General features: G+C 59.2%; 11 protein-coding genes. 5 read left to right on the forward strand and 6 right to left on the reverse strand.

Annotated features, from left to right (window positions below; genetic code table 11):
* Positions 1 to 75: 75 nt before the first annotated feature.
* The 4 genes from ACRWA7_RS24050 to ACRWA7_RS24065 all read right to left on the reverse strand — a co-directional run bounded on the left by ACRWA7_RS24050 (position 76) and on the right by ACRWA7_RS24065 (position 4,150).
* The gene (locus tag ACRWA7_RS24050; protein ID WP_438396549.1) at positions 76 to 1,239 is read right to left on the reverse strand and encodes a DegT/DnrJ/EryC1/StrS family aminotransferase; all 1,164 of its coding nucleotides are present in this window, start codon (positions 1,237 to 1,239) and stop codon (positions 76 to 78) included.
* Between the two features lie 55 nt (positions 1,240 to 1,294).
* Positions 1,295 to 1,666, reverse strand: a complete 372-nt coding sequence (locus ACRWA7_RS24055) for an SMR family transporter (protein WP_060857165.1) — start codon at positions 1,664 to 1,666, stop codon at positions 1,295 to 1,297.
* An 87-nt stretch (positions 1,667 to 1,753) separates the two neighbouring features.
* Complete coding sequence (locus tag ACRWA7_RS24060) at positions 1,754 to 3,427, reverse strand: glycosyltransferase family 39 protein (RefSeq protein ID WP_438396551.1); 1,674 nt, start codon at positions 3,425 to 3,427, stop codon at positions 1,754 to 1,756.
* A 348-nt stretch (positions 3,428 to 3,775) separates the two neighbouring features.
* Positions 3,776 to 4,150 carry an Mth938-like domain-containing protein gene (locus ACRWA7_RS24065; RefSeq protein ID WP_060857166.1) on the reverse strand — a complete coding sequence of 125 codons (375 nt, stop codon included), beginning with the start codon at positions 4,148 to 4,150 and terminating at the stop codon, positions 3,776 to 3,778.
* A 526-nt stretch (positions 4,151 to 4,676) separates the two neighbouring features.
* Between ACRWA7_RS24065 and ACRWA7_RS24070 the strand changes: the two genes are divergently transcribed.
* From ACRWA7_RS24070 to ACRWA7_RS24090, 5 genes are all read left to right on the forward strand, one after another.
* Positions 4,677 to 5,915 (forward strand): pyridoxal phosphate-dependent aminotransferase, encoded by a 1,239-nt coding sequence (locus ACRWA7_RS24070; protein ID WP_438396553.1) that lies wholly within the window; start codon positions 4,677 to 4,679, stop codon positions 5,913 to 5,915.
* Between the two features lie 26 nt (positions 5,916 to 5,941).
* Positions 5,942 to 7,258 (forward strand): homoserine dehydrogenase, encoded by a 1,317-nt coding sequence (locus tag ACRWA7_RS24075; protein ID WP_438396554.1) that lies wholly within the window; start codon positions 5,942 to 5,944, stop codon positions 7,256 to 7,258.
* A 9-nt stretch (positions 7,259 to 7,267) separates the two neighbouring features.
* Positions 7,268 to 8,713 (forward strand): threonine synthase, encoded by a 1,446-nt coding sequence (gene thrC / locus ACRWA7_RS24080; protein ID WP_438396556.1) that lies wholly within the window; start codon positions 7,268 to 7,270, stop codon positions 8,711 to 8,713.
* Positions 8,714 to 8,852: 139 nt separating this feature from the next.
* Positions 8,853 to 10,445 (forward strand): ABC-F family ATPase, encoded by a 1,593-nt coding sequence (locus ACRWA7_RS24085; RefSeq protein WP_060857170.1) that lies wholly within the window; start codon positions 8,853 to 8,855, stop codon positions 10,443 to 10,445.
* Positions 10,446 to 10,682: 237 nt separating this feature from the next.
* Complete coding sequence (locus tag ACRWA7_RS24090) at positions 10,683 to 11,840, forward strand: NAD(P)H-dependent flavin oxidoreductase (protein WP_438396558.1); 1,158 nt, start codon at positions 10,683 to 10,685, stop codon at positions 11,838 to 11,840.
* Between the two features lie 32 nt (positions 11,841 to 11,872).
* Here ACRWA7_RS24090 and ACRWA7_RS24095 read toward each other — a convergent pair whose 3' ends face one another.
* A complete protein-coding gene (locus ACRWA7_RS24095) occupies positions 11,873 to 12,076 on the reverse strand; it encodes a DUF1289 domain-containing protein (protein ID WP_060857172.1) in 204 nt (67 codons plus the stop codon).
* A gap of 68 nt (positions 12,077 to 12,144) precedes the next feature.
* Positions 12,145 to 13,434, reverse strand: a complete 1,290-nt coding sequence (locus ACRWA7_RS24100; protein WP_438396560.1) for a phospholipase A — start codon at positions 13,432 to 13,434, stop codon at positions 12,145 to 12,147.
* Between the last annotated feature and the right edge of the window lie 335 nt (positions 13,435 to 13,769).

Here is a 13,769-nt window from a genome sequence, read left to right on the forward strand (position 1 = left end):
GGCGATGGTTCCGCTGGATATCCGTAATCAATGGGTGCTGAGCCCGCCGCCGCAACCGCGGTACGGCTTTCAAACTTATATGGCGTGCGCGGCGCAAATTTCATCGACCGCCTTTACAACACGGGTTACGTCGTCGTGGGTCATCTGCGTGAACAGCGGCAGCGTGACTGTCGATGCGCCGTACTTTTCGGCCTGCGGGAACATGCCTTCGTGAAACCCGCGCGCGCGATAAAGCGTGAACAAATGAAGCGCCGGGTAATGCACGCCCGTGCCAATGCCGCGCTCCTTCATCTTCCCCATGAACTCCGGACGAGTGAGCGACAGGCGCTCGAGCGGAAGCGCAATTTGGAACATGTGCCAGTTGCTGTCGGTGAAATTTTGCACGGGCAGTTGAACGCCCGCGCGCACGGCCGAGCCGTTGGCAAAACTCTCGAAGTATGCGCGCGCGAGTTCGCGGCGCTTTTCCGTAAAACGTTCGATGTGTTTCAACTGCCCGAGGCCGACGCGAGCGGCGACGTCGGTGAGATTGTATTTTCCGCCAAGCAGGTCGCAGTCCATGCCGTCGAAGCCGGTGCGCGTAATGCCTTGCAACCGGTACTTTTGCGCCAGCACCGCTTCTTCCTCGTTGTTCAGGACGAGCGCGCCGCCTTCTATGGACGTCACGTTCTTGTTGGCGTGGAAGCTGAACGAGACCATGTCGCCAAAAGAGCCGATTTTCTTGCCGCGCCACGATGACCCGACGGCCTGCGCGGCGTCTTCGATCACGCGCAGTTTGTGGTCGCGCGCAATGCCGTAGAGCCGGTCCATATCGACCGGTAGCCCAGAGAGGTACACGGGCAGGATGGCCTTGGTGCGCGGCGTGATGGCCTTTTCCAGCAGATCCAGATCGATGTTGCGGGTCATCGGATCGATGTCCGCGAAAACCGGCGTCGCGCCCGTTTCAATGATGACGTTGCTGGTCGATACCCACGTCATGGGCGTAGTGATGACTTCATCGCCTTCGCCCACACCCGCTATGCGCAGGCCTATTTCCATGGTCGCCGTGCCGGAATTGAACGTGCGAACCGGGCGGCCGCCGCAATAAGCGGACAACTCGGCCTCGAACTGCGTGTTTTGCGGTCCGGTCGTGATCCAGCCTGAACGCAGCACGTCGGCGACGCCCTGGATCGTCTCTTCATCAATCTCGGCGCGCACGAACGGCAGGAAAGGAAGCGTTTTGGAGGTCACGTTCTGGGTCATGGAGTCTCTGCGTAAAAAGTGAAAGAGCGTGCTTCGGACAAAAACCGAACAGATGCTAGCTGCGCGTCAGGACCACCACGCCAACCAGGATGATGCCGATACCGACCAGTCTCTGCACTGACAGGATTTCGCCAAACAGATACCACGCCGCGAACGCATTCACCACGTAGCCCAACGAAAGCATGGGATACGCCACGGACACGTCGACTCGCGACAATCCCACGATCCACACCACGACGCTGAACACATAGCAGGCAAGACCGCCGATGATTGGCCATTGCGTTGCGATCTTTAACCCGATCGGCACAATGTTCGAGGGCGTGAATTCGAAGTGGCCGACCGCGTTCACCCCAGCTTTGAGCAGTAACTGCGCACCGGCGTTCAACATGACGCCTGTGATGATGCAAATGAAGGATATCGGGTTCATCGCGGATCGTAAAAGTCGTTTTTATTGGCGCATTGCAGCGCAACATTGCTTCATGAAGGCCATGGGCGCAAACGACGCGCCATTGTTTCAAGGCTGCGGCTTTTCCACAATCACCCTTCGATCATCCCGCGCAACGACCTGCATTGGCACATTTTTGGCACGTAAGTCGTCATATTGGCCCGGCGGCATCAGGGCGAGAGCATACCGGTCAGCGTTCCAGCGCTGAATCCATGCGTCGATGGTCGGCACCCACCTTTGCGGCTCCGTAGTCACGCCGAACTGCAATTCGTCGGGTTCCTGGACCATGATCATGGTGTGGCCGAGATAGAACGGCATGGTGTGGTCGAGCTTCGCAATCGAGTAAAACGGCGTATCGGCTGGAAGCCTCGCCATGGCGGCCTTGACTGCTGGCACCATTTTTACGCCAGAACTTTCCCGGCCGAAGACATCGTGTCCGGTTCCCGCGATCGTACCCAGCAGCAGCCACGCCGTACCCAGCAAAACAACGCCGCCAATGGAGCTGCGCCGGTTAAACCAGATAGCCGCGAGTGTGACCACGAAGGCCACTGCGAGCGCCGCGTACACCCAGACCTGGAATTCACGGTAAAGATAATTGGGCGTGTGACCACCGCCCATTCTTCCCAAAAAGATCGCGCCGAACGCCGCCGCGACCAGAAATACGGCGTAGCCAATCAGGTGCCGGCTCCATTGCATCCGCGTCAGCAGGGGCAAATAAATCGCGATCAGCAGCGCGATGGATGGAGCAATTGGCAGCGTGTAAGAAAGAAGTTTTGAGTGTGACGCGCTGAAAAACAGGAAAATGAACGCGGTCCAGACGAGCAGCAGCGTGACCGGCGCGAAGCCGTTCGGCTGGCGCGGCACTTTCACCGCGTGGCGGGTGCTCTGAAATACAACGGACAGCCATGGAAGAAATCCGACAATCAGCACGGGCACGAAGTAGTAAAAAGCGCCCGGCCGATTCTGTTCAGGCGTGAGATAACGCTGGAACTGCTGCACTATGAAAAAGAAGTTCAGGAACTCGGGATTTTTCATCTGTACGAGCGCAAACCAGGGCACGGAAATGACCGCGAACAGGATCAGCCCGCTGCCAATATAGAGCCGCCGCCAGAGGGCCCAGTCGCGCGCAATCAGCGTGTACAGCACGAGCACCGCGCCCGGCAGGATCAACCCGATCAATCCCTTCGACAACAGCGCGAGCGCCATGCCGGCCCAGCAAAGCCACATCCAGAGCCGGACCTGTTTGAGCGGTAGATTCGGGCGTTGCGCGAGCAGCAAGCTGCAAAGCGTGAGCTCCATCCAGAAGGACAAACCCATGTCGAGCGTATCGAAATGGGCCATCAGGTTCCAATAGGGCGACGTGGCGAGTACCACAGCCGCGCAGAATCCCGTCACGCCGTTGAATACCCGCGCTCCGGTATAGCCGATCAGCAGCACGCCGGCAAAACCTGTCAGCGCTGTATAGAGCCGCGCCTGCCATTCGCCGATGCCGAACCATGCGAATGTCAGCGCGTTCGCCCAGGTTTGCAGTGGTGGTTTTTCGAAATATTTGTAGCCGTTGTAGCGCGGCGTGATCCAGTCGCCGGTCACGAACATTTCGCGGGCCATTTCCGCATAACGGCCTTCGTCGCTGGGAACGAGGTGACGCAGGCCGAGCGGCGCGAACCAGATCACAGCAAGCGCTGCGATCAGCAACAACAGCGAGAGGCGGGTGAGCGGTAGCCGGTAAGGCGTATCGTTCATGAGAGTCGACCTGTCCAGTGCCGCTTGCGCGGCGAAAAGCAAATTCAAAAAGGGGGCTCGAGGGTGGCATATCGAGACTTAAGCGCGGCTTAGCCAGACTTCAAAAACGCTGCACGCGCCTGATCGATGAACACATGCAGGTTCCGCTGCTTCGGCAATGCGCACAAGTCAGCCAAACGGGCTGGTACGTCAGCAGGTCGCGACGCATTTTCGGATCGGAGAACGCTGAAGATGGCCGTCACAGAGCCGCCGCCGGGCGGCAGTTTATCGCATTGGCGCGTCGGTCCCGTGCCTGCGCGGCGTTTGGACCATGACCGACGGTATTTCGAGCCGGCTCAGCGACGAGGATTACGCTTCGAGCAACAGCGCGGCGGCGACGCGGCGGCCTTCGGACATGAGAATGTTGTAAGTGCGGCACGCCGCGCCGAAGTCCATGGTCTCGACGCCAATGCGCAGCTGCGTGAGCCTGGCCGTGAGCCGCGGATGAGGAAAGCGCAAGCGCGAGCCGCTGCCGAAAACAACGACTTCAGGCGCAAGTTCGAGCAGTGCATCGAAATTTTCGGGTGCAAGCGTCTCGAACGATGTGACGGGCCACTGGATCACGGGTGTTTCCGGCATGACGATGATGCTGCCTTCGTGACGTTCCAGATTGATCGCGACGTAATCGGCGCCGTAACTCGTGATGGTATTGAGTGCGCCGCTGGCTTCCTGATGTAATTTCAAATCGATAGTCCGACAGGCGGGTTGATGGCAAGAAGTGACTGCGCGCAGGCACGTTGCGGAATAATCCGCCCATGAGCACGGCTCGCGCATTGCGAAAGTCACGCTTAATCCGCTAAATTATAACTTTTCGGCCGTCGACGGGTTGCGAGCCCGCACGGCGCAGTGATTAGCGTGCCGCCACAAGCTGCCTGCCGACACGCAAAAAAGGGCGTTTTGCCTTGGCCTGATGGCCAAAACTCACACGTTTGAGCCCAAACCCGCCTTTATCCGGCGCATTTTCGCTAGACTGCCTGTTCTGCGCTGCTTTTGGAGTTTCGGGGTTTTGCCCGGAACCCATTGCCAGGACGTACATCCCGGTCCGAGATCCTTGTCGCATTGGTGACTGAATCGCTTGCTTGACCGCAAACGCGGCCTTGGCGAAACGCTTGCAGCGCAGGCCGCAAATGCCGGTCGCGGCAAACGACCGTCGCAGTAACCGTATCAACCAAAAAGCCTGATTTCAAGTAACCGAGTGAGCCTTCCCGCCGTGAAACCGATTCTCAAGTCAAATAAATTGCAGAACGTCTGTTATGACATTCGCGGGCCCGTGCTCGAACACGCGAAGCGTCTCGAGGACGAAGGCCACCGGATCATCAAGCTCAACATCGGCAATCTGGCGTCGTTCGGTTTCGACGCACCGGACGAGATCATCCAGGACATGATCCGCAATCTGCCCACGTCGTCGGGCTATTCGGACTCGAAGGGCGTGTTCGCCGCGCGCAAGGCGATCATGCATTACACCCAGCAAAAAGGCGTGCTGGGCGTGGAACTGGACGATATCTACATTGGCAACGGAGCGTCCGAGCTGATAGTCATGGCCATGCAGGGCCTGCTCAATGACGGCGATGAAGTGCTGCTGCCCGCGCCCGACTATCCGCTGTGGACGGCGGCGGTAAGCTTGTCGTCAGGAACGCCGGTGCACTATCTCTGCGACGAATCCGCCGACTGGATGCCCGATCTCGACGACCTGCGCTCGAAGATCACGCCGAACACGAAGGCGCTTGTCATCATCAACCCCAACAATCCGACTGGCGCGCTCTACTCGGACGCGTTGCTGACTGAAATGATCGAGATCGCGCGCAAGCACGGCCTGATCATTTTCGCCGACGAGGTCTACGACAAGATTGTCTATGACGGCCGCAAGCACACGGCGGTTGCAGCGTTGTCCGAGGACGTGCTGACGGTCACGTTCAACAGCCTTTCCAAGAGTTACCGGGCTTGCGGATATCGTGCTGGCTGGATGTTCATCTCCGGCCTGACGGGGGAAAACCGCCGCATAGCCCACGACTATATGGAAGGGCTCGGGATTCTCGCGTCCATGCGCCTGTGCGCGAACGTGCCCGGGCAGTACGCCATCCAGACGGCGCTGGGCGGCTATCAAAGCATCAACGACCTGATCGTGCCGGGCGGGCGCCTGTTCAAGCAGCGCGAACTCGCCTATGACATGTTGACGGCCATTCCCGGCGTGAGCTGCGTCAAGCCTCAAGCAGCGTTGTACATGTTCCCGAAGCTCGACCTGAAGATGTATCCGATCGTTGACGACCAGCAGTTCATCACGGATTTGCTGCTTGAAGAACGTACGCTGCTCGTGCAGGGCACAGGCTTCAACTGGCCGGCGCCCGATCATTTCCGCGTGGTGTTCCTGCCGAACGTGGACGATCTGGCTGACTCGATCAACCGTATCGCGCGCTTTCTCGATGGGTATCGAAAGCGTCACTCTGTCTAAACCTCTCTTAAAAGACTTACGCTGCAATGGAACCGATCAAAGTTGGCCTCTTGGGCTTCGGCACGGTCGGCAGCGGCACCTTCACGGTGCTGCGCCGAAATCAGGAAGAAATCAAACGGCGCGCTGGACGCGGTATTGAAATTTCGCGTATTGCCGTGCGCACGCCGTCCAAGGTGAAGGGCGCCGAAGGCATCGGGATCACGACGGATTTCAATGCGGTCGTGGACGATCCTTCCATTGACATCGTGGCTGAAATGATTGGCGGCACGGGTCTGGCGCGCGATCTGGTGCTGCGCGCGATTGCCAACGGCAAGCACGTCGTGACGGCGAACAAGGCGCTGCTCGCCGTGCACGGCAGCGAAATTTTCGAGGCGGCCAGCAAGAAGGGCGTGATGGTGGCGTTCGAGGCTGCGGTCGCGGGCGGCATTCCGATCATCAAGGCGCTGCGCGAAGGGCTGACAGCCAACCGGATCGAGTACATCGCGGGAATCATCAACGGTACGACAAACTACATTCTCTCGGAGATGCGCGACCGCGGGCTCGACTTCGCGACCGCGCTGAAAGCGGCACAGGATCTGGGTTACGCCGAAGCGGACCCGACCTTCGACATTGAAGGCGTGGATGCCGCGCACAAGGTCACGCTCATGAGCGCGATTGCGTTCGGCGTCCCGGTGCAATTCGACCGCGCGTATGTGGAAGGCATCAGCAAGCTCGACGCAATCGATATCCGCTACGCCGAGGATCTGGGCTACCGGATCAAGTTGCTGGGCATTGCGCGCCGCACGGAGAAAGGCATCGAATTGCGTACGCATCCAACGCTGATTCCGGAAAAGCGCTTGCTGGCGAACGTGGAAGGCGCAATGAACGCGGTGGTCGTCCATGGCGACGCCGTGGGCACCACGCTTTATTACGGCAAGGGCGCAGGCGCCGAGCCAACGGCGTCGGCGGTGGTCGCGGATCTCGTGGACGTGACGCGCCTGCATACGGCTGACCCCGAGCATCGCGTGCCGCATCTGGCGTTCCAGCATGACAGCCTCGCCAACACGCCGATCCTGCCCATCGAGGAAGTGACGAGCAGCTACTACCTGCGTTTGCGCGTGGCGGACGTGACGGGCGTGCTTGCCAACATCACGCGGATTCTCGCCGACAAGGCCATTTCCATCGACGCGTTGCTGCAGAAGGAATCCGAGCATGTCGATGGTGAAGACAAGGGCGAGACCGACATCATCCTGATCACGCATGAGACGGTAGAAAAGGAAATCAACGCAGCGATCACGCAGATCGAAGCGCTCTCCACGGTGGTTTCGAAGGTGACGAAACTGCGCATGGAAGGGTTGAAATAGGGTCTTGAAATGAACTACATCTCCACGCGCGGCGCCGGTATCGGCGAGCGTCATACTTTCTCCGACATCCTGCTCGGCGGTCTTGCCAAGGACGGCGGCCTGTATTTGCCCGCCGAGTATCCCTGCGTCACGGCGCAGGAACTCGATACCTGGCGCTCGCTGCCTTATGCCGATCTTGCCTATGAAATCCTGCGCAAGTTCAGCGACGATATTCCCGACGAGGATTTGCGTTCGCTCACGCGCCGCACCTACACGGCGAGCACGTACAGCAATGTGCGCGACCACGAGAGCGCGTCGCAGATCACACCCATCAAGACGCTTGGCGTCGAGAACGGCACGACAGTGTCGCTGCTGGAGTTGTCGAACGGACCGACGCTCGCGTTCAAGGACATGGCCATGCAGTTGCTCGGCAATCTGTTCGAGTACACGCTGGCCAAGCACGGCGAGACGCTCAACATTTTGGGCGCGACTTCGGGCGACACGGGCAGCGCGGCCGAATACGCGATGCGCGGCAAGCAGGGCGTGCGCGTGTTCATGCTTTCGCCGCATCAGAAAATGAGCGCATTCCAGACGGCGCAGATGTTTTCGCTGCAGGATCCGAACATTTTCAATCTGGCGGTGGTTGGCAACTTCGATAACTGCCAGGACATCGTCAAAGCTGTATCGAACGATCACGCGTTCAAGGCCAACAACAAGATCGGCACGGTCAACTCGATCAACTGGGCGCGCGTCGTGGCGCAAGTGGTCTATTACTTCAAGGGTTACTTCGCCGCAACCCAGTCGAATGCCGAACGCGTGTCGTTCACGGTGCCGTCCGGCAATTTCGGTAATGTCTGCGCCGGCCATATTGCCCGCATGATGGGCTTGCCGATCGAGCAACTGGTCGTCGCCACGAACGAAAACGATGTGCTCGACGAATTCTTCCGCACGGGCGTTTATCGCGTGCGCACGGCGGCCGAGACGTATCACACGACCAGCCCGAGCATGGATATCTCGAAGGCGTCGAACTTCGAGCGTTTTGTGTTCGATCTGCTCGGACGCGACCCGTCGCGCGTCCTGCAGCTTTTCCGCGACGTCGAGGAGAAAGGCGGTTTCGATCTTGCTGCAAGCGGCGACTTTGCACGCGTCAAGCAGTTCGGTTTTGTGTCGGGCCGCAGCAGCCACGCGGATCGCGTGGAAACAATCCGCGACGCGTTCAACCGCTACGGGACCATGATCGACACGCACACGGCCGACGGGCTGAAAGTGGCGCGCGAGCACCTGATACCCGGTGTTCCGATGATCGTGCTGGAAACTGCACAGCCCATCAAATTTGGCGAGACTATCCGCGAAGCCTTGCAGCGCGAACCGGAACGCCCGGCGGCGTTTATTGGCATGGAAGAATTGCCACAGAAATTCGATATCGTCAGTGCTGATCCGGGTGTGGTGAAGGCTTACATCGCCGAGCGCGTCTAGCCAAGCGGCAAGCGGCACTGGCTACTGGCGCGTTTCTCACCGGCGGTAACCCGGCCAGTTCCGCTGCAATGCCGCAAATCGTCGCAAAAACTGCTAAAATTGCAGGTTTTTCGCCGTACACCATTCAAAAGGACGCGCTGTGCTGTCTACTGCCAATATCACCATGCAATTCGGGCCGAAGCCCCTCTTCGAGAACATTTCGGTCAAGTTCGGAGAAGGAAATCGCTACGGACTGATCGGGGCGAACGGCTGCGGCAAATCCACCTTCATGAAAATCCTGGGTGGCGACCTGGAACCAAGCTCCGGCAACGTGATGCTCGAGCCGAACGTGCGCCTGGGCAAGTTGCGCCAGGACCAGTTCGCGTATGAAGACATGCGCGTGATCGACGTCGTGATGATGGGCCACACCGAAATGTGGAACGCCATGTCCGAACGCGACGCCATTTACGCGAACCCGGACGCAACAGACGACGACTACATGCACGCCGCGGAACTGGAGGCAAAGTTCGCGGAATACGACGGCTATACTGCCGAAGCGCGCGCGGGCGAACTCTTGCTGGGCATCGGCATTGCCATCGAAGACCATATGGGGCCAATGAGCAACGTTGCCCCGGGCTGGAAGCTGCGGGTGCTGCTGGCGCAGGCCCTGTTCTCGAAGCCGGACGTGCTGCTGCTCGACGAGCCGACCAACAACCTGGACATTACATCCATCCGTTGGCTCGAGGACGTGCTGAACCAGTACAACTCGACCATGGTGATCATTTCCCACGACCGGCACTTCCTGAACCAGGTCTGCACGCACATGGCGGACATGGATTACGGCACGCTCAAGGTTTATCCGGGAAATTACGACGACTATATGCTGGCGTCGGCGCAGGCGCGCGAGCGTCAGGCAAGCGCGAACCAGAAGGCGAAAGATCGCGTGGCCGATTTGCAGGACTTCGTGCGCCGCTTTTCAGCCAACAAGTCAAAGGCGCGCCAGGCGACCAGCCGCGCAAAGCAGATCGAGAAGATCAAGATCGAGGAGTTCAAGCCTTCGTCGCGCCAGAATCCGTTCATTCGCTTCGACTTCGAGAAGAAACTGCATAACATCGCGGTCGTGGCCGACGGCATCACGAAGAAATACGACCGGACCATCTTCAGTCACTTCAACCTGAGCGTGCAGCCCGGCGAACGGATTGCGATCATCGGCGAGAACGGTGCTGGCAAGACCACGCTGCTGCGCGCGCTGAAGGGTGCTATCGAACTGGATGGCGGCACGGTCAAGTGGGCGGAAAATGCGCTGGTCGGCTACATGCCGCAGGACACGTACGAAGAGTTTCCGAAAGACGAGACGCTGACCGACTGGGTCGATCAGTATCGTCAGGACGGCGACGACGATCAGATGGTGCGCGGCACGCTCGGCCGCTTGCTTTTCAACGCGGACGATATCAAGAAGTCCGTGAAGGTGCTTTCGGGCGGTGAAAAAGGCCGCATGATCTGGGGCAAGCTGATGCTCGGCCGCCCCAACGTGTTGCTGATGGACGAGCCGACCAACCATATGGACATGGAATCGATCGAATCCCTGCAGATTGCACTGGAGAAGTACGAAGGCACGTTGATCTTCGTGTCGCACGACCGCGAATTCGTGAACGGACTGGCGAATCGGGTGATTGAGGTCAAGAACGACGGCACCATTCGTGACTTCGGCGGCACGTATGAAGAGTTACTGGCGAGCCAGGGTATTCAATAACTCGCAGTCGAATTGCCGAGCATCAAAGGGCCCGCTTCGTGAACAAGCGGGCCCTTTTTGCATTTTGAGTCGCGGAACAGCCAAGCCGTTGGACATGGCCTGAACTCGCAACAAAACAAACCACAAACACGTTGACCTAAACGAAACACGCTACAGTCGAACTTGATTGATAAATCTCAACGTGGGTTTGTCAAACCTCCTGCAAGCTAGAAACTTTGACCCAGGAGTTGACCCCCAATGACGCCTCTTTCCCCTCTGACCATCCGCGGCCGCACGTTGCTCCCTGTTGTCCAGGGAGGCATGGGCGTTGGCGTTTCCGCGCATCGGCTGGCCGGTACGGTTGCGAGGGAGGGCGCCATGGGTACGATTTCGAGCATCGACTTGCGCCACCACCATCCCGACCTGATGGAACTGTGCAGGCAAAATCCGGTTCAGGCGACGCTCGAAGCAGCGAACCAGACCGCGCTTGCCCGGGAAATCATCGCGGCCAAGGAACTCAGCGAAGGCCGCGGCATGGTCGCCGTGAACGTAATGCGCGCGGTCGCTTCCTATGCGGAGGCGGTGCGTACGGCGTGCGAAAGCGGCGCTGACGCCATTGTCATGGGTGCGGGCTTGCCGCTCGATCTGCCGGATATGACCGAAGGCGTCGATATCGCGCTGATTCCTATTCTCTCGGATAGCCGCGGCATTGCGCTGGTGCTCAAGAAGTGGATGAAAAAGAAGCGCTTGCCGGACGCCATCGTGATCGAGCATCCGGCGCACGCAGGCGGTCATCTTGGCGTGGCAAGCGTCGCGGATATCCCAAGCGAGCGTTTCGAATTTGCGCGCGTGATCGAGGAAACCATGCAGACCTTCGATTCGCTCGGCCTGAGCCGCACGCAGATTCCGCTGATCGTGGCAGGGGGCATCAACAGTCACGCCGCGGTTCGCCACTGGCTCACGCTCGGCGCCTCCGGCGTGCAGCTTGGTACGGCGTTCGCCGTGACCGAAGAAGGCGACGCGCATCTCGAATTCAAGCGCATTCTCGCCGATGCAAAGCCTGACGATATCGCCGAGTTTGTGAGCGTGACCGGTTTGCCGGCGCGCGCCGTGAAGACGCCCTGGCTTGTGCGGTACATGCGGCAAGAAACAAAGATCCGCGAAAAAATCGGCACGAAACAGCAACTATGCGAAACGGGTTTGAACTGTCTGACAGCGTGCGGCTGGCGTGACGGCATCGAGAAGTTCGGGCACTTCTGTATTGATGCACGTCTGAGCGCCGCCTTGCGCGGCGACCGGGAGACCGGTCTGTTCTTTCGCGGGCGCGAGATATTGCCGTTCGGTTCGGCAATTCGCAGCGTGCGCGAACTGCTTGATCTGCTCGTGGCGGATATCCGTCCCGCCGTGTCTGCATGAGGGGCATGCGCGAGCGGTGCCGAAATCCCGTTTCAGACCTTATCGCGCGTAAAGCGCATTGCCGTGCCTTCGCGGTTGATGCGCTCCCAGATGGCGCGCTTTTCGTCGTCGCTGAGGAATACCCAGTTGGACACTTCGGAAGCCGTACGGCCGCAACCTTTGCAGACGTCGTCAAAGAGTGTGGAGCACACGCCAATGCACGGGCTGTCGGGTAAATCGTGAAGATTCGATGCCATAAGACGCCTGTAAAGCGGACGCTGCATTTAATCCCAATGCAGTACCCGCGCAGAAAGTAACCCCGATTTTACCTTGCAATGCTGTATCCGATCCGCGCGATCCAGTGTTGCCGCTGGTTGTAGTCGAGAATATCTTCGCCGTATCCGTTGAAATAGCCCACCCACAAATAACCGCCCCAGGCGCTGTTGATCAGCTTGGCGAGCGGGTAGGTGAACTGGGCGTCGACGCTGCCGTATTTTGCCTTCGTTCCCTTGCGCAACGTTGCCGCGAGCTGCCAGCTATCCGGGCTGCCGTACTTGACCAACAGGTCTACGTATCCGCGATAGTCCTGGATATCCTCGTTGCCGCTCTTCGTGATGTAGTAGTAAATCTTCGGCGATATGGTCAGGTGGTTCGAATCGATATCGCCGAAATCCCAGGTCGGACGCACGAAGGCAATGTTGATCGCGCGGGAATCGGCGCCGCTCTTGCCGTTCGATTCATGGCCAATACCCGCTGTCACGCCCATGCGCGACCAGAGCGAGCTCTTCCAGCCCGTGTCCTGCAAGTAGTAGAAAAGCTGCGGCTGATAGCTCGTGTCGCGAAAGGGCGCCGACTCGGCGGACAAATCCCATATCGACGTCTGCGTGTACGCGAGATACAGGTTGTCTAGAAAACTGCGCGAGCGGGGATCGTCGGGCAGCATCAGCCGGTACTTGAAGCTGAACTGGAACTTGGCGAGGTTGTCGCCGTTCTGGCCATCGGCGAAATACATGGGCTCGAACGTCGACAAACGGCCGCTCAGCATGCGATCGGTCGTAGGCGTAGGCACGGCCGACGTGTTGGCCGCAGTCTCGGCCGTTGCAAGTTGCTGCGGCGTTTTAGCCTGCGTCTCGGCGGTTTCTGCGGCCACGACCTGAGCCTGCTTTTCGCCCCGATTAAGCACGATCAACATGGGCGATGAATCGAAACCGACCGGATCGACTTTCACCGTGCCGCGCGCGGACTCGGGCCACGGCGCCGAATATCGGACCTTTCTGTATTGGCCGGGGCGCAGCGTGAGCTTGTCGGGCACGTTCGCTTCGCGTTCGAGCGTGAGCGGTTTGGGCGGCAGATCGCCGTTCGTCAACGTGACGGTCAGGTTTTTCGGGACATCCACGCTGAGCGGTTTACGGTCGTCATCGCTGTAAAGCAGCGTGAGTTCGAGCGGTTGCTGGGCCGCGGCTTCGCGTACGGGTTGCAGCACAGAGACCGTTGCATGTGCCGTCGTCCAGCAAAGAGCCAGGCCCAGCGCCGCGGCGAGCGGGGTGAAACGGGAAGCGCGGAGCATGTCGCGCCAGGGCGAGCGGTTGATGAAATGCAATGAGCCACGGGCCATGAAACGATTGTCCTTGTTGTGCGTTGATGAGCGTCGAGCGCGGCGATGCGGCAAAACAATGAAATGATTTACCTTGCCTCTGATCGAGCGCGGATCGCAACCGCCAGATTCGCTGATCCACGATTGCTCGCGGCATCTCAAGATGCCAATGAATTCGTGAAACGCAGAATTGTAAACGCGATGAGCGTCTATCTCGGAATGCGGTGCGAAAGGGGCAGGAAAAGCAAGAAGCGGTCCCGTCAGCCGGCAATCAGTGCGCGGTCGAATCGAATCGGACTGTCGGACGCGTTATAGCGGGTCGAGCTAAACAGCGGCTTTGGCAGATTGAAGCGCCA

The sequence above is a fragment of the Caballeronia sp. DA-9 genome, assembly GCF_051615025.1.
GTDB lineage: Bacteria > Pseudomonadota > Gammaproteobacteria > Burkholderiales > Burkholderiaceae > Caballeronia > Caballeronia sordidicola.